This is a genomic window from Exiguobacterium sp. BRG2, assembly GCF_031844245.1.
Lineage (GTDB): Bacteria > Bacillota > Bacilli > Exiguobacteriales > Exiguobacteriaceae > Exiguobacterium_A.
Genome location: NZ_JAUZUW010000003.1, coordinates 154969 through 171410, shown reverse-complemented (window position 1 = coordinate 171410; position 16442 = coordinate 154969). Strand labels below are relative to the sequence as shown.

Sequence of the window (16442 nt, the reverse complement as noted above, 5' to 3'; positions counted from 1 at the left end):
TTGCTTACTTCGTTTCGTACCACGTATGCCCTGCGCCCCCCTCGACGCGTAGCGGTACGGATAGTTCGACGGTCTGCTCCATCGCTTGTTTGACAAGTGCTTGTAAAGCGTCGAGTTCTTCGTCTGGTGCTTCAAAAATCAATTCATCATGTACTTGTAATAACAAACGTGCCTTCAGATTAGATGCTTTCAAAGCAGCATGAACATCAAGCATTGCTTTTTTAATGATATCTGCAGCCGAACCTTGAATCGGTGTATTGATCGCAGTACGTTCAGCAAAACCGCGTAAGTTAAAGTTTTTCGAATTGATATCCGGAATATTGCGGCGACGGTTCATCAACGTTTCGACGAATCCATTTGCTCGTGCCGTCTCGATCGCTGTATCCATGAACTGTTTGATTTGCGGGAACAACTCGAAATAACGATCGATGAATGATTGCGCTTCTTTGCGTGTGATGTTCAAGTTTTGAGACAATCCATAATCGCTGATTCCGTAAATGATTCCAAAGTTGACGGCTTTCGCCTGACGTCGCATGTTTCCTGTGACATCTTCCGGTTCGACACCGAAGACACTACTTGCCGTTTGAGTATGAATATCCTCATCATGGAGGAACGCATCGACAAGCGTCTGATCCTGCGACATATCGGCCATGACACGTAATTCAATTTGTGAATAATCAGCAGCGTACAATGACCAGCCTGCCTCACTCGGAACGAAGGCTTTTCGAATCTTCCGTCCTTCTTCGATCCGAATCGGGATATTCTGAAGGTTCGGATTGACCGAACTTAAACGACCTGTCTGGGCAATCGTCTGAGCAAAACGGGTATGAATCTTTCCGTCTTCCTTAATGACTTTTTGTAAGCCTTCAACATACGTCGACTGTAATTTTTGGAGCTCCCGGTATAACATGATGTGATCGATGACCGGATGCAGCGGACGCAGTTTTTCAAGGACGTCTGCGGCAGTCGAGTAGCCGGTCTTTGTTTTCTTGAAGGCGGGCAATTCGAGTTTTTCAAACAGAATCACACCAAGTTGTTTCGGTGAATTAATATTGAACGACTCACCTGCCGCTTCAAAGACCAACGTCTCAAGTTCCGTTAAACGTCCGGCAAGATCTGCTTGCATCGACTGGAGCGTCGCGACGTCGACACGAATCCCGGTCCACTCCATCTCAGCGAGGACACCTGACAATGGACGCTCTAGTGTTTCATACAGCTCATATTGCTGATTCGCCTTCAACTCTTCCCGGACTTTCGGGAACAATAACTCGATCATCCGTGCCTTTTCTGCAAGATAAGGATGTAATACGTCATCCGCTGGGGCTAGACGTTTGGCTCCCTTACCGAGGACTGCTTCTTCGTTCGGTGCCATCAATGCATAATGACCAGCAATTGAAGCGAGCGTCGTGCCGCCACTTAAGTTCAATAAGTAACCCGCTAATAACAGATCCTCATAACCGTTTAAGGTTAAGCCGTGCTTACGCAACGCGAATGCGACTTGTTTGGCATCGAGACAAATCTTCCGATGTTCCGACTCGATCCATTGGCGGAATGCCGGATCCTCGACGAGCGTTGGGGCAGCAACATAGATCGTGTCAGGCGTTGCGATCGCAAACCCGATGATGTCCTCTTCCATGTAATCCTCTCGCAACTGTTCAGCAAGCAACACCGCATCGGTGACGTCTTCAGGAAGTGAAGTGATCGTCACGACGTTCAACTGCTCTTTATCCTCTTCTTTGACGACAGGGGCGAATCGATTCGTCAACGACTTGAAACCGAGCGACTGGAACAACGAATATGGCACTTGGGTATCAACGTCGCGAATTTGCAAATCATCTAGCGTCGTCTCGAGCGGGACATCGACTTTAATTGTCGCAAGTTCTTTCGATAGTCGTGCTAACTCTTCGTTCGCGATGACTTTTTCCTTCTGCTTCCCTTTTAAGTCTTCAACATGTTCATACAGTCCTTCGACAGAACCATATGCCGAAATCAATTTAACCGCCGTCTTTTCACCAATCCCAGGAATCCCTGGAATATTATCCGATTTATCACCCATCAACCCCTTCAAATCAATCATTTGAATCGGTTTGAGACCACCATACGTCTCAGCAAACAGTTCCTCTGTCATGCACTGGACGTCCGTAATACCACGCTTCGTGATCAAGACTTCGACCTTATCTGTGACAAGTTGAAGTAAATCTTTGTCTCCTGTGACGATCCGTGTCCGATCCGTTGGCATCGTTCGTGCAAGCGTACCAATCAAATCATCTGCCTCATAGCGATGGAGTTCCATCATTTGAATACCGAGTGCTTCACAGATGTCTCGGACGATCGGGAATTGTTCTCGTAGTTCAGACGGTGTTTTTTCCCGACTTCCTTTATACTCCTGATAGACATCGTGACGGAATGTTTCACTCGAAGCATCAAAGGCAACGAGCATATGTGTCGGTTGCTCTTCTTCAAGCAACTTCAATAACATCATCGTAAAGCCATAGGCTGCGTTCGTATTTCGTCCTTGCGCGTCCGTCATTGGTGGTAAAGCGAAAAACGCCCGATAAGTCAATGAGTTCCCATCAATCAATAACAATTTATTTTCCATCATCTACGCCCCTTTAATCGATTTTCTGTCCCTATTGTATCACTCTGCACACATTTGTTCGCTAAAAATGACCAAAAAAAGACGATTGACTCAAGGAGAGTCAACCGCCAAGGGCATGACGACATGGGAGCTGATCCAGTCGCCATACAGATGATGAAGAAGGTACTTTCATCATAAGATACATCTATTAAGGAATTGTGAATCCACTGTGAAATTCAGCCATGTTTTGGTAAACGAATCGTAAACGTCGCTCCTTGTTGCTCCGCCGATTCGACATCAATTTCCCCATGGTGAAGATCAACGATGTGTTTAACAATGGCCAGCCCGAGACCCGTTCCACCTGAATTACGGCTTCGCGCCTTATCGACACGATAGAACCGTTCGAAGATACGCTGCGTCTCCTTCGGATGAATACCAATCCCATCATCTTTGATGATGAGTTGGACAGACTCTTCTCCGTCCTCGAGTTGAATCCAGACGTTACCACCGTTCGGGGTGTAGTTCAACGCATTCGCAACTAAGTTGACTACGACTTGTTTCAACCGATTCAAATCTGCCCGGATGAAGACTTCCTCTTCCGTTTCGATATGAATCATCATCTCTTTTTCCGCTGCTCGTCGATGCAACAGCTCAGCGGTTTCGCGAACGAGACTCGTCACATCAACGATTGCTGTCTCAAGCTGATAGTTGTCTTGTTCCAGTCGCGATAGTTCGAGCAAGTCTTCGACCAACGTCTGCATTCGTTCTGATTCATCATGAATGATTCGCAAAAATTGTTCCCGGATTTCCGGAACATCTTGCGCACCATCGAGTAACGTTTCTGCAAACCCCTTGATGGACGTCAGTGGTGTTTTTAATTCGTGGCTGACATTCGCAACGAAGTCTTTGCGCATCTGTTCCAGCTTTTTAATTTCCGTAATATCGTTGAAGACAACGGTCGTTCCTTGCACGCGACCGTTCTTATCAAAAATCGGTGCGGCACTGACCATAAACGTCCGACTGTTGATGCCGAAACGGACACTCGATTGTTTGCGATTCGGTTTTTCTGTCAGGTAGACATCTTCAATCACCTGACTCATCTTTTCGTTCGGAAGTACGCGGTAATATAATTTTCCACTAGATGGTTCGTGAATATGGAACATCTCCCGATAGGTACGGTTAACAAGTAGTACATAACCCTTTTCATCAATCAGCATGAGACCGGCTCCCATGTATTCGATCAAGGATTCGAGTCGTGCCCGTTGCATCGCTTCACCGGATGATGCATTCTCTAGATTTCGTGCGAGGAGATTGATCGAGCGTCCTAAATCACGTGATTCATCTGGTGCCGCTAACTCGTAGACGCGTGATTTATAATTCCCATGTGACAGTTCGTGCAACACATCGGTCGCCTCCGCGATTGGTCGTAGGAACCGTTTCGTTGAACGATAGATTGTCAAAAAGATGATTACGAGCGAAGCAAGGAGTGAGAAGAAAATGACCGTCCAAATCCGTGAATAGATAATATTCAAATCTTTAGCATAACGAATGAAACTGACGTACACTTCTCCACCATCTGCTGTTGGAACAGGCTTCGTGAACTGGACGACACTGTCATCCGTCTTCGATTCAAACGTACCATCTTTGGGAATCGCTGAGAAATTGAGCGTTGCTACTTTTAGTTTCGTGACATCAACAGGGGTACCTGCGATGATTTCCCCACGTCCGTTAAATAAGATCATGTCAAAGTTGGATTCGGCATACAATTGATTCACGTACTGTGCCATATCAGAAACTTCGCGCCCTTGTAGAATCGTCTCGACAAGCGAGGTTTCATCCATCAGTTTTTCTTTTTCATTTTGAACATAGAATTCCTTAAATGATTGTCCAAGTAGAAAACCGAGTGCAACAAGCACCAAACTAATGAAAGAAATCATTTTAAAGATGAACCGTTTCCGATACTTACTCATTCTGGTTTCGGCTCCTCCATCTTATACCCGAGACCGCGAATCGTTTTGATATAAATCGGTTTTTTCGTATTCGGTTCGATTTTTTCACGGACATGACTGATATGCACATCCACGATACGCGTATCACCGACGAAATCATAATTCCAAATCGCGGATAACAGTTGATCTCGTGTCAAGACACGTCCTTTATTTTTAGCGAGATATACGAGCAATTCGAATTCCTTAGGAGTAAGTTCAAGACGTTCTTCTGCTTTGAAAGCTTCGTAGTTATCCGGAACGATTTTGACGTCACCAATCAGAATCGTTCCGTCCGTGACCTCATCCGGGGATGCTGTCTGATGACTCATCCGTCGTAAAATCGCTTTTACACGGGCAACGACTTCGCGTGGGCTAAACGGTTTTGTCAGGTAATCGTCCGCACCGAGTTCTAGACCGAGCACCTTATCAAACTCATCATCCTTTGCCGTCAGCATCAAGATCGGTGTATTGATTTTCTGTTGACGTAGTCGTTTACATACTTCCAGACCATCGAGTTCCGGCAACATAAGATCCAGTACGATCAGTGCGGCATCTTGTTTTTCCGCTAATTTCAAACCTGACATTCCATCATGTGCCGTTTCAACGACAAAACCAGCCTGCTCTAAATTAAACTTCAATAGTGTTGCAATCGACAATTCATCATCTACCACGATAATTTTATCCTTCAAATCTTGCATCCCCCTCAAGTTTCGTTCTTTCGAATGAGGAATTCCGTGGAATCCGCTTCGTCTGTCTTCATCTTACCGACTTTTACTGGAAAATCACAAATCTTTCTGCTGTTTCTTTACATAATCTTTAAAGGAGACGATGAATCCCTCTTGATCATTCGTGTAAAAGCGATAAAAACGGGGAATCAATACATATCGTCAATCGTAGGAGGTAAAATGTATGGAATGGAATCATCCCCTTTTTGCAGCCATCACGGCATGGTTCATCGCTCAAGCAGCGAAGCTTGTTACGAGTTTGGTACGGACCCGAAAGTTCGACCTGGAGATCATGTTTGCTTCCGGTGGTATGCCTAGTTCACATAGCTCGACTGTCGTCGCGTTAGCCGTGGTCATCGGTTTTCAGGAAGGCTTCTCATCTTCGCTCTTCGCACTAGCTGCCATATTTGCCACAATCATCATGTATGACGCGACGGGTGTCAGACAAGCTGTTGGTGTTCAGGCAAAATTACTCAATGATTATTTTAAAGGAATTCGTCATGAGACCCCTCTTCTGAACGAACTCGTCGGTCACACTGAGTTTCAAGTATTCGTTGGTCTCTTACTCGGTTTAGCTGTCGGTCTTCTATGGCCCGTCTTCTTCTTTTAATCCTATGATGTACAACAGCCCATCCAAAAATCGGATGGGCTGTTTGAGTATGATATAGCTTATGGTTTCAAGACGACCTTGATGCATCCATCTGTCCGATCATTAAATGTCTGATAGGCAGAAGCAGCATCATCAAGTGCCACTCGGTGTGTCACGATATCCGTCGGATCAAATTCTTGATTGATGATTTTCTGGAACAGTTCCGGCATCAAATGGACGACTGGTGCTTGTCCCATTTTCAGTGTGATATTCCGAGTGAAAAAGTCGCCGAGTGGGAATTGATTATATTTTTCAGCATAGACGCCCGTCAACTGTACGGTACCAAATTTCCGGACAGCGTCCTTCGCAATATTAATGGCACTCAACGTTCCACCTTGCAGACCAATCTTTTGTTCAATTTTTTCTACGGCGGACATCTTTCCGTCAAAACCGACGCAATCAATGACGACGTCTGCCCCACCTTGCGTCAATTCTTTGATGTAGGCACCACTTTCTGCATGATCTGAAAAATTCACGATCTCGACTTTATTCGTCATTTTAGCATGATTTAATCGGTACACTTGATCATCCACCGCAATGACCCGTTTCGCACCTTGCATCCATGCGAATTTTTGTGTCATCAGTCCGACAGGTCCCGATCCGAGTACGACGACCGTGTCCCCTTTTTTCACACCAGCATGCAGGACACTCCAATATGCTGTAGGTAAAACGTCAGATAAGAACAACAACGCTTCATCTTCTAGTTCACACGATTCAGGAATCACAAGTGGCATGAAATTCCCGAACGGAACTTTTAAATATTCCGCCTGACCACCGGGATGTCCACCAAACTCTTCTGTAAAACCGAAATATCCACCTGTATCGACATGCGGATTTCCGTTTGAGTTATCACATTGACTTTCCATATCATGTTCGCAAAAGAAACAGTGACCGCAAGCAACGTTAAACGGTAATACGACGCGGTCTCCCCGTTTGACCTTCGTCACTCCTGGTCCAACTTCTTCAACGATGCCCATCGGTTCATGACCAATGACATAGTCTTTGTGAGCCGGCATATTCCCTTGATAAATGTGTAGATCCGAACCACAAATTGCAGTCGAGGTGATCTTTACGATGATGTCATCGTTTTTATCAATCGATGGATCCTGTACTTGTTTGACTTGAACATCTTTTGCTCCTTGGTACGTTACGGCGCGCATGTGGCATCCCCCTTAGTGGAATAGAATGACGTACCTTTGTCCTTACCCTAATACAATCTTTTTTTATACATGTTTATTGAAATTGGAACTTTTCTCCTATGTGTATCGTATGTTGTGAAAAACACACTTTACACAATTAACCTATGAATGAAAGGAGGCACTCGCGTGGCACGATGCACCGTTTGTCGTCAATCCTGGTCTGCTCGAACAATCTATCGTTTAATCTGGTCTGCTCACGGACTCCCCTGTCCACATTGTCAAAACCGACAACACCTACATATGGAACATCAAGGTCACTTCCTTCGAATCGGATATTTGATTCCTTGGCTGACGTTTCTTCTTATACTGGTCTGCCCTTGGTATGCCAAGTTATCGCACTATGCTTCTCCTCATCGGTTATGACGAGACAAAAAAGACGAACTTGTCACTTTCGACAAGTTCGTCTTTTTTTAGAATCAAGATTTTAATAGGTCGAGTATCGAACGGACGGTAGACGCAGAGCGGTTCAATGCTTCTTGTTCATCGGCAGTCAGCTCGAGTTCGTAGACGTGCTCGACACCGTTCCCACCAAGAATGACCGGTACACCAAAGTACATATCGTTGTATCCGTATTCGCCTTCGAGATAAGCGATTGCCGGAAGAATCCGTCGCTGATCCTTCAAAATCGCTTCGACCATCTCAGCGATCGCCGCTGCTGGCGCATAATAAGCAGAACCGTTTCCAAGTAACTGAACGATTTCACCGCCCCCTTTACGGGTCCGGTCAACGATCGCATCGAGTCGTTCTTTCGATATGAGCTTCTCAATCGGAATTCCTCCTGCCTGAGAATAGCGCAGTAGCGGTACCATATCATCTCCGTGTCCACCGAGCACGAACCCTGATACGTCCTTCACAGAAACATTGAGTTCTTCTGCTAGAAATGTCCGGAAACGCGCCGTGTCGAGGACTCCGGACTGACCGATGACACGTTCCTTCGGAAAACCAGATGCTTGATAGACCGTATACGTCATCGCATCGACCGGGTTCGTCAAAACGATGATGATCGATTCTGGTGCATGCGCGACGATTTCCTTCGTCACAGCTGTCATGACGGCAGCATTCGTACTGACAAGGTCTTCGCGGCTCATGCCCGGCTTTCGAGCAATGCCGGCAGTGATGACGACGATATCTGCGTCCTTGATATCTGCATAATCCGATGTCCCTTTTACCGAAACATCAAATCCGAGGATTGGCGCTGCTTCTTGCATATCAAGCGCCTTTCCTTTCGTCGGATTTTCTTGCTCTGGTCGGTCGACGAGGACGATATCACCTAACTCTTGCTGGGCAAGGTAAAGTGCCGTCGTCGCGCCCGTAAAGCCACTTCCTATGACTGCGATCTTCTTCCGTCTGTTCATCGACTCATTCCTCCTGATCGGATTACATGTTTTTGATGAGTTCGTCCGCGAATTCAGAACACTTCACTTCAGTCGCACCATCCATGAGACGTGCGAAGTCGTATGTGACGACTTTTGCTTCGATCGATGTTTCCATCGATTTGATGATGAGATCTGCTGCTTCGTTCCAACCGAGGTGACGGAACATCATTTCGCCTGACAAGATGACAGATGATGGGTTTACTTTATCAAGTCCAGCGTATTTTGGTGCTGTACCGTGAGTTGCTTCAAAAATCGCGTGACCAGTCATGTAGTTGATGTTTGCTCCAGGTGCGATTCCGATACCACCCACTTGTGCAGCAAGTGCATCCGAGATGTAGTCACCGTTCAAGTTCATTGTCGCAACGACATCGAACTCTTTTGGACGAGTCAAGATTTGTTGTAAGAAGATATCAGCGATTGAGTCTTTTACGATTAACTTACCAGCAGCTTCAGCGTCTGCTTGTGCTTTGTTCGCAGCCTCAGTTCCCTCTTCTTCTTTGATACGATCGTACTGGTTCCAAGTGAAGACGTGCTCTGCGTATTCACGCTCAGCAAGCTCATAACCCCAGTTTTTGAAAGCTCCTTCAGTGAACTTCATGATGTTTCCTTTGTGAACGAGTGTCAACGAAGCGCGCTTGTGCTCAAGTGCGTATTCGATTGCTGCACGAACGAGGCGTTCTGTACCCTCTTTTGAAATCGGTTTGATTCCAAGACCAGATGTCTCAGGGAAACGAATTTTGTTGACACCCATTTCGTTTTGAAGGAATTCAAGCAGTTTTGCAACGCCTTCGCTACCTTCTGCATATTCGATTCCTGCGTAGATATCTTCAGTATTTTCACGGAAGATGACCATATCTGTATCTTCTGGGCGTTTAACCGGTGAAGGAACACCAGTGAAGTAACGAACTGGGCGAAGGCATGTGTACAAATCAAGCTCTTGACGTAATGCAACGTTCAATGAGCGAATACCGCCGCCGACTGGTGTCGTAAGTGGTCCTTTGATTGCGATGATGTGCTCACGGATGAGATCGAGTGTCTCTTCTGGTAACCAGTTGCCTGTTTTGTTGAATGCTTTTTCGCCAGCATAGACTTCTTTCCATTCAATCTTCTTCTCACCGTTATAGGCTTTTTCAACTGCTGCATCAAATACGCGTACCGCAGCATTCCAGATGTCAGGTCCTGTTCCGTCACCAATGATGAATGGAATGATTGGAGCATTTGGAACTTGAAGTGTACCGTTCGTTACTGTGATGTTTTCGCCTTGAAGTGTAGCCATGTCTAAAAATCCCCCTTAAGTAATTGTAATCTACATCAAAAATCAGGAGAGGATTACTCCTCTCCGTCCTTTTAACGTTCTTCGATGGACACATATGTCCGGTGTGTTTCACCCGTGTAGTCTGCACGTGGGCGAATCAGACGGTTATCGCTATACTGCTCTAAAATGTGCGCCAACCAACCTGACATTCGACTTACTGCAAAGATTGGAGTGAAAAGTTCTGTATCAAGTCCAAGTGCATGGTACGTAGAAGCGGAATAGAAATCAACGTTTGGTTTCAATCCTTTTTCCGACTGGACGATCTCGTCAATCTTAACTGACATCTCATACCATTTCGGTTCCCCGATTTGAGCAGTCAGCTGACGACTCATTTCCTGAAGGTGCTTCGCACGTGGATCGCCGTCCTTGTAGACACGGTGACCAAAGCCCATGATTTTTTGCTTGTTCTCAAGTTTATTATGAACATACTCGTCAACCTTTTCAACCGAATCAATTTCTAACAGCATCTTCATGACAGCTTCATTCGCTCCACCGTGAAGAGGTCCTTTTAATGCACCCATCGCTGCCGTCACACCTGAGTAGACGTCAGAGAGTGTCGCAACACAAACACGTGCCGTGAATGTCGAAGCGTTCAACTCATGGTCTGCATGAAGAACAAGCGCTTGGTTGAACGCTTTTTCAGCCACTTCTGTCGGCTCTTCGCCTGTCAACATGAACAGAAAGTTTGCAGCGTAAGAAAGACCTGTTTTAGGTGCGATTGGTTCCTGCCCTTTTTTGATACGCGCATAAGCCGTAACAAGTGTTGCGATTTGCGCTTGTAATTTGATGGCTTTAGCGTAATTCGCCTCTGTCGACATATCTTCCGATGTTTCATCGTAAAGCGCGAGTTGAGAGAGCGCTGTCCGAATCATTGCCATCGCATTCGCCGACTTTGGTGCTGCCTTCATCGTCTTGAGAACGGCAGTCGCAACTGGTGCTTCGGAAATGAGTGCTTCCGACAGTTGCTTCAATTCCTCTTCTTTTGGTAGACGGTCGTTCCATAATAAGAAGACGACTTCCTCAAATGAGGCGTGCTCCGCCAAATCATCAATTGTATAACCGCCGTACGTCAATTGACCATCGATGATCGAACTGATTTTCGATGTCGTCGCGACGATTCCTTCTAAACCTTTAGTTTGCGTCATGACAATAATCCCCCTTTTTTTCCCCAGAAATTTAAAACGCTTTCATTTCCGTATTGAAAAAAAAACGTCCACTCAAGAGTCGTTCCCCATGCTTGTAGCGCTGTACTCTTGAATAGACCATCTTGTTTCTGTTCTTAGTATAAACAAAAATACCCAAAAAGTGAATGAACTTGCATACTATTATCAAAAAATTAATTCAGTTACTTTGCTGATTCAGCTCATCCTGTGAACGCTTTTGCGATGACATCCCACATTCCGATGACGAGCGCCGCGATTCCAGCACCAATCAATGGTCCGACCGGTACCCCACGGAAAAGTCCTACTGCAAGAATCGTTCCAGCTAGCAAGGCTGTCGTCACGAGTGGATCTTCTTTCATCAGTCCAACACCGTGTGCCGCGACGATTGCAACAAAAATTCCTGATAAAAATGAGATGATGCCGATATGTCCCCGAATACTTTGAATAAGTTCCTTAAATCCGATATCCCCTGCTGCGATCGGTACAAGAATCGCAGCCGTGATCAATGTGACACCCCAGGTGATTCCTTTTGCCTGCAAGGAAGGAAACAGTCTACCATCCAGCCCGATTGCCTTGATGATCAGCAGGAAAGCAGCAGCAATGATTAATGATTTATTTTGTGCGATGACCCCGATGAAGACGAGGGCAATCAAAAAAAGATAAGCTTCCATACGTCCTCCTCATACAAAAAAAGACGGACATGACCTAAGTCACGTCCGTCATGAATGGATTATGCGTTATATAGTTTACCTGTCAATGGATCGATTGAGATCATTTGACCGTCTTTGAAGACTGTCAATGCATCTTCGACACCAACGATGACTGGTTTACCGAGTGATGGTCCAACGATTCCAGCATGGCTTGTCAATCCGCCATCAACTGTGATCATCGCTGCAGCCATCTCGATTGCAGGCATCATGTCACGATCAGTTGAGTTCGTAACGAGGATCATGCCTGGCTTCGCTTTCGCGTTTGCTTCTTCTGCGTTGTTTGCGATGACGACTTCGCCAACGACTCCACGCTCACCGATTCCACGACCGTTTGCGATCTCTTTACCGACGATGTGGATTTTCAACATGTTCGTTGTACCAGCAGTCAAAGCAGGGATACCTGCTGAGATGACGACGAGATCACCGTCTGTAACGAAACCAGCGTCTTTTGCTGTGTCCGCAGCAAGTGTCAACATGTCATCCGTGTTGTCTGAAAGATGATCAACGACGATTGGGTACACGCCCCATACGATGTTCAACTGACGTGCGACACGTGCGCTTGGTGTAACAGCGACAATGTTTGGCTCTGGACGGTATTTCGAGATACGTGCAGCCGTGTAACCCGATTGTGTCGGTGTCAAGATTGCTTTTGCGTCCAAGTTGATTGCAGTGTGCGTAACCGCTTGAGCGATTGCATCCGTCACTGTGTGCTCACTACGTGTCTGACGATCTTTCAACAAGAGCTTGTAGTCGAGCATTTTTTCTGTACGTTTTGCGATCGAGTGCATCATTTGGACAGATTCGATTGGGTAGTCCCCTGCTGCTGTCTCACCTGAAAGCATGATTGCATCCGTACCATCAAGAATCGCGTTCGCGACGTCTGATGCTTCAGCACGTGTTGGACGTGGGAAACGTTGCATCGAGTCAAGCATTTGTGTTGCTGTAATGACTGGTTTACCGAAGTCGTTACAAAGCTTGATTAAGTCTTTTTGAGTTGGTGTGACTTCTTCCGTTGGAATCTCGATACCGAGGTCACCACGCGCTACCATCAAACCGTCCGAAATCGCAAGGATTTCTTCGATGTTATCGACACCTTCTTGGTTCTCGATTTTTGGGAAGATTTTGATGTGGCTCGCGTTGTTTTTCTCAAGCAATTGACGAATCGCAACGACGTCTGACGCACGGCGTACGAAAGATGCCGCGATCAAATCGATATCGCTCTTGATACCGAACTCGATATCCGCAATATCTTTTTCTGTCAAAGCAGGAAGGTTAACCTTTACGTTTGGCAAGTTAACGCCTTTTTTCGTCTTGATGACACCTTCGTTTTCGATTGAACAACGAAGCTCACGGTTCGGAAGTTTTTCAGTGACACGAAGACCGATGAGACCGTCATCAAGCATGATCATCGAACCAACTTCGACGTCATCATAGAGTCCTTCATACGTGACTGAGAATTTATCTTTCGTTCCGACGATTTCGTTTGCGTCTCCGCTAACGATGATGACTTCTTGACCACGTTCGAGAAGCGCTTTTCCTTCTTCAAACGAATGTGTCCGGATTTCTGGTCCTTTCGTATCAAGAAGAATCGTAACAATTTTGTTTGCTTCTTTCGCTGCGCGGCGGATATCCGTGATACGTGCGCCGTGTTCTTCATAATCGCCGTGTGAGAAGTTCAAACGAGCGACGTTCATACCTGCTTCAATCATTTCTGGAAGACGTTTTTCTGACGCCGGTCCAATCGTACATACAATTTTAGTTCTACGCATATTCCATAAACCTCCTACGGTGTTTGGCCAAGTTCTCTTGTCCATTCCAATCCTATCGACGTTCGTTAAATCGAAAGCTGTTTTGAAAGCTCGAGAATATCAAGATCCAGCTCATGTTTATTTTCGTCGAGTGCCTCATCGATATCGAGATCGATCATCTTACCACCACGTACACCTACAACACGTCCTTGTTTTCCTTGAAGTAGGATTTCGATGGCATGCGCTCCCATACGACTTGCAAGTACACGGTCCGCTGCCGTTGGTGCTCCACCACGTTGAACGTGACCAAGAACCGTGACGCGTGTATCGAGACCTGTTTCTTTTGCGATCGCGTCTCCCACGTCCTGGGCACGGCCTGCACCTTCAGCGACGATGACGATTGAGTGTTTCTTACCGCGATTGACACCACTTTGAATGCGATCGAGGACTTCTTTTAAATCTTCAGGACGCTCGGGAACAAGAATCGATTCTGCTCCACCAGCAAGTCCTGCATATAATGCGATATCACCCGCATCGCGTCCCATGACTTCAATGACATACGTCCGCTCATGCGACGATGCCGTATCACGGATTTTATCGATCGCTTCAAGCGCCGTGTTGAGCGCTGTATCAAAACCGATCGTATAGTCCGTTCCAGGAATATCGTTATCGATCGTACCTGGAAGTCCAATTGTCGGGAAGCCAAGTCCCGTCAATTTTTGGGCACCACGATACGACCCGTCTCCGCCTACGACGACGAGTGCATCAATTTCAAATTTCTTAAGATTGACAACCGCTTTTGCTCGTCCTTCTTCTGTACGGAACTCAGGGCAACGTGCTGAACGTAGGAACGTTCCACCTCGTTGAATGATGTCACCGACTGACCCAAGGTTCAACTGGACGATGTCCCCGTTGATTAATCCTTGATAGCCGTTATAGACACCAAATACTTCTAAGCCATGAAAAATCGCTTTACGCGTGACAGCACGCACCGCGGCATTCATACCTGGTGCATCGCCGCCACTCGTTAAGACAGCAATCCGTTTTAAACTCACGTTAATCACCTCTCCATTAATCTGAATCTAAAATAGCACGTTGTTTTCTTGTTTTACAACAGGGCAGATTGCATAAACTTTCACTTGTTTTTTCATTACCGATTCCGGAAATGAGGAATATCAATCATGATAGCGATTACATGGTGCTTATGTGCCAATTTGGTGATATTTTTCGGTCCGTTGATCGAGGAGCTCTTCCTTGGTCAGATGAACCAAAGTTTCGAGCTTCTGTATCAAGACAGATTTTAATTTATCCGCCTGTAATGACACATCAAGATGTGCTCCTCCGATGACTTCAGGAATGATAGCATCCGCGATTCCAAGGCGTAACAAATCAGGTGCTGTGATTTTCATCGATTCTGCAGCCTTTTCCGCAAGACTCGCATCTTTCCACAATAATGCTGCAGCACCTTCAGGAGAGATAACGGAATACGTCGAGTTCTCAAGCATCAAGAGTTGATCACAAACGCCGATTCCTAAAGCACCACCTGAACCGCCTTCACCAATGACAATCGAGATGATTGGCACAGTCATCCCAGCCATCTCAAACAAGTTTTTCGCGATGGCTTCACTTTGACCGCGTTCTTCTGCCGCACGTCCTGGATATGCTCCTTTCGTGTCAATGAACGTAATGATCGGTCGATTGAATTTTTCCGCTTGTTGCATGAGACGCAGTGCTTTCCGGTACCCTTCTGGATGTGGCATTCCGAAGTTACGACGAATGTTCTCTTTTGTATCTTTTCCGCGTTGATGACCGATGATCGTCACGGGACGACCATTTAGCGTTCCGATTCCACCGACGATTGCTGCATCATCATACCCATGACGATCGCCGTGCAGTTCGATGAAATCTTCACAAATCGATTCAATGTAATCGAGTGTCGTTGGACGTTCTGGATGACGTGCCAACTGAACACGATTCCACGCTTTCATATTCCCGTAAATATCGAGTTCTAACCGATGAAGGCGTTCTTCAAGAAGTTGCAGTTCTTCCTTGAAATCAAGTCCTTGCGTTTCCGCCATGTCATGAAGCTCAAGAATTTTTTCGCGTAACGCGATGACTGGTTGGTCAAATGGTTGCATGGTTCGTTCCCTCCGCATGTAGCTTTAAGATTCGCGTATAGTACGTCTTCAGATCGTGTCGTGATACGACATCGTCCAGTTGACCTGCTTGCAATAAGAATTCTGCTGTTTGGAAATCTTCCGGTAGTTTTTCACGAATCGTCTGTTCGATGATCCGGCGACCCGCAAATCCAATCAACGCACCCGGTTCAGCAATGTTGAAATCACCGAGCATCGCAAAACTTGCTGATACACCACCGGTTGTCGGATGTGTCATACAAGAAATATAGAGTAACCCTGCATCTGAATGCTGTTTTAAAAAGAGACTTGATTTTGCCATCTGCATGAGACTGACCATTCCTTCTTGCATCCGTGCTCCACCTGAAGCAGAGAATATCGTGACAGGTAAACGATGTTTCGTCGCGTAACGAACAGCTTCAGAAATTGCAGCACCAACGGCAGCTCCCATCGAGCCCATCCGGAATCGCGCATCCATGACACAAGCGACGAGTGGGTGACCATTCACATTCCCGACGCCACAGACGATCGCTTCCTTAAGACCCGTTCTGACTTGATCTCCTTTTAATTTTTCCGGATAGTCCTCAAATCCGAGGGGATCCGCTTGAACTGCCGGCAGATCAAAATATGTTACCGAACCTTCATCAAATAATTGCGTAAAACGTTCTTGCGCAGTCAACGGATGATGATATCCACATGAACAGACGCGTAGGTTCGCTTCTAGTTGTTTCGTATATTGGATCAATTTACATTTCGGACATTTTGTCATTAAGCCAACAGGCACATCGACACGTTGCTCCTTTGAAGTCAACGTGACGAACTTTTTAGGTTTTCGAAAAAATGCTTGCACGTTCAG

The 16442-nt window shown here is 46.1% G+C and carries 13 protein-coding genes; 1 reads left to right on the top strand and 12 read right to left on the bottom strand.

Translation table 11 applies throughout. The features are described 5' to 3' along the window. Positions 1–4: 4 nt before the first annotated feature. From polA to Q9R23_RS05905, 3 genes are all read right to left on the bottom strand, one after another. Positions 5–2602 carry a DNA polymerase I gene (gene polA / locus Q9R23_RS05915; protein ID WP_290783203.1) on the bottom strand — a complete coding sequence of 866 codons (2598 nt, stop codon included), beginning with the start codon at positions 2600–2602 and terminating at the stop codon, positions 5–7. A gap of 212 nt (positions 2603–2814) precedes the next feature. Further along, complete coding sequence (gene pnpS, locus Q9R23_RS05910) at positions 2815–4548, bottom strand: two-component system histidine kinase PnpS (protein WP_311246601.1); 1734 nt, start codon at positions 4546–4548, stop codon at positions 2815–2817. After that, complete coding sequence (locus Q9R23_RS05905; protein WP_396136355.1) at positions 4545–5264, bottom strand: response regulator; 720 nt, start codon at positions 5262–5264, stop codon at positions 4545–4547. The genes pnpS and Q9R23_RS05905 overlap by 4 nt, the downstream gene beginning before the upstream one ends. Before the next feature lie 211 nt (positions 5265–5475). On the opposite strand from Q9R23_RS05905, the gene Q9R23_RS05900 reads away from it, so the two are divergent. Then, complete coding sequence (locus tag Q9R23_RS05900; RefSeq protein WP_223040684.1) at positions 5476–5901, top strand: divergent PAP2 family protein; 426 nt, start codon at positions 5476–5478, stop codon at positions 5899–5901. Between the two features lie 59 nt (positions 5902–5960). Here the strand turns inward: Q9R23_RS05900 and Q9R23_RS05895 are convergent, their stop codons facing one another. The 9 genes from Q9R23_RS05895 to accD all read right to left on the bottom strand — a co-directional run bounded on the left by Q9R23_RS05895 (position 5961) and on the right by accD (position 16436). After that, the gene (locus Q9R23_RS05895; RefSeq protein ID WP_311246600.1) at positions 5961–7100 is read right to left on the bottom strand and encodes a zinc-dependent alcohol dehydrogenase; all 1140 of its coding nucleotides are present in this window, start codon (positions 7098–7100) and stop codon (positions 5961–5963) included. Positions 7101–7555: 455 nt separating this feature from the next. Continuing rightward, positions 7556–8494, bottom strand: coding sequence for a malate dehydrogenase (gene mdh, locus Q9R23_RS05890; RefSeq protein ID WP_311246599.1), 939 nt, complete (start codon positions 8492–8494; stop codon positions 7556–7558). A gap of 22 nt (positions 8495–8516) precedes the next feature. Continuing rightward, positions 8517–9791: an NADP-dependent isocitrate dehydrogenase gene (icd, locus tag Q9R23_RS05885; protein ID WP_035406288.1), complete on the bottom strand. Its 1275-nt coding sequence runs from the start codon at positions 9789–9791 to the stop codon at positions 8517–8519. Between the two features lie 71 nt (positions 9792–9862). Beyond that, complete coding sequence (gene citZ / locus Q9R23_RS05880; protein ID WP_311246598.1) at positions 9863–10975, bottom strand: citrate synthase; 1113 nt, start codon at positions 10973–10975, stop codon at positions 9863–9865. A 218-nt stretch (positions 10976–11193) separates the two neighbouring features. Further along, complete coding sequence (locus Q9R23_RS05875) at positions 11194–11664, bottom strand: DUF441 domain-containing protein (protein WP_311246597.1); 471 nt, start codon at positions 11662–11664, stop codon at positions 11194–11196. 59 nt (positions 11665–11723) lie between these two features. After that, a complete protein-coding gene (gene pyk / locus Q9R23_RS05870; protein WP_023469037.1) occupies positions 11724–13472 on the bottom strand; it encodes a pyruvate kinase in 1749 nt (582 codons plus the stop codon). A gap of 65 nt (positions 13473–13537) precedes the next feature. Further along, positions 13538–14506, bottom strand: a complete 969-nt coding sequence (gene pfkA, locus Q9R23_RS05865) for a 6-phosphofructokinase (RefSeq protein WP_029342336.1) — start codon at positions 14504–14506, stop codon at positions 13538–13540. Between the two features lie 147 nt (positions 14507–14653). Next, on the bottom strand, positions 14654–15589 hold the full coding sequence (accA, locus tag Q9R23_RS05860) for an acetyl-CoA carboxylase carboxyl transferase subunit alpha (protein WP_290754628.1): 936 nt from the start codon (positions 15587–15589) through the stop codon (positions 14654–14656). Then, positions 15576–16436 (bottom strand): acetyl-CoA carboxylase, carboxyltransferase subunit beta, encoded by an 861-nt coding sequence (gene accD / locus Q9R23_RS05855; protein ID WP_056062672.1) that lies wholly within the window; start codon positions 16434–16436, stop codon positions 15576–15578. Before accD ends, accA begins: the two co-directional genes overlap by 14 nt. Positions 16437–16442: the final 6 nt, after the last annotated feature.

Bases quoted from the DNA above. Each gene is read 5' to 3' on its own strand.
- icd (WP_035406288.1), bottom strand. From the start codon at position 9,791: ATGGCTACACTTCAAGGCGAAAACATCACAGTAACGAACGGTACACTT.
- citZ (WP_311246598.1), bottom strand. From the start codon at position 10,975: ATGACGCAAACTAAAGGTTTAGAAGGAATCGTCGCGACGACATCGAAA.
- pnpS (WP_311246601.1), bottom strand. From the start codon at position 4,548: ATGAGTAAGTATCGGAAACGGTTCATCTTTAAAATGATTTCTTTCATT.
- pyk (WP_023469037.1), bottom strand. From the start codon at position 13,472: ATGCGTAGAACTAAAATTGTATGTACGATTGGACCGGCGTCAGAAAAA.
- accA (WP_290754628.1), bottom strand. From the start codon at position 15,589: ATGCAACCATTTGACCAACCAGTCATCGCGTTACGCGAAAAAATTCTT.
- Q9R23_RS05905 (WP_396136355.1), bottom strand. From the start codon at position 5,264: ATGCAAGATTTGAAGGATAAAATTATCGTGGTAGATGATGAATTGTCG.
- mdh (WP_311246599.1), bottom strand. From the start codon at position 8,494: ATGAACAGACGGAAGAAGATCGCAGTCATAGGAAGTGGCTTTACGGGC.
- Q9R23_RS05875 (WP_311246597.1), bottom strand. From the start codon at position 11,664: ATGGAAGCTTATCTTTTTTTGATTGCCCTCGTCTTCATCGGGGTCATC.
- Q9R23_RS05900 (WP_223040684.1), top strand. From the start codon at position 5,476: ATGGAATGGAATCATCCCCTTTTTGCAGCCATCACGGCATGGTTCATC.
- Q9R23_RS05895 (WP_311246600.1), bottom strand. From the start codon at position 7,100: ATGCGCGCCGTAACGTACCAAGGAGCAAAAGATGTTCAAGTCAAACAA.
- polA (WP_290783203.1), bottom strand. From the start codon at position 2,602: ATGATGGAAAATAAATTGTTATTGATTGATGGGAACTCATTGACTTAT.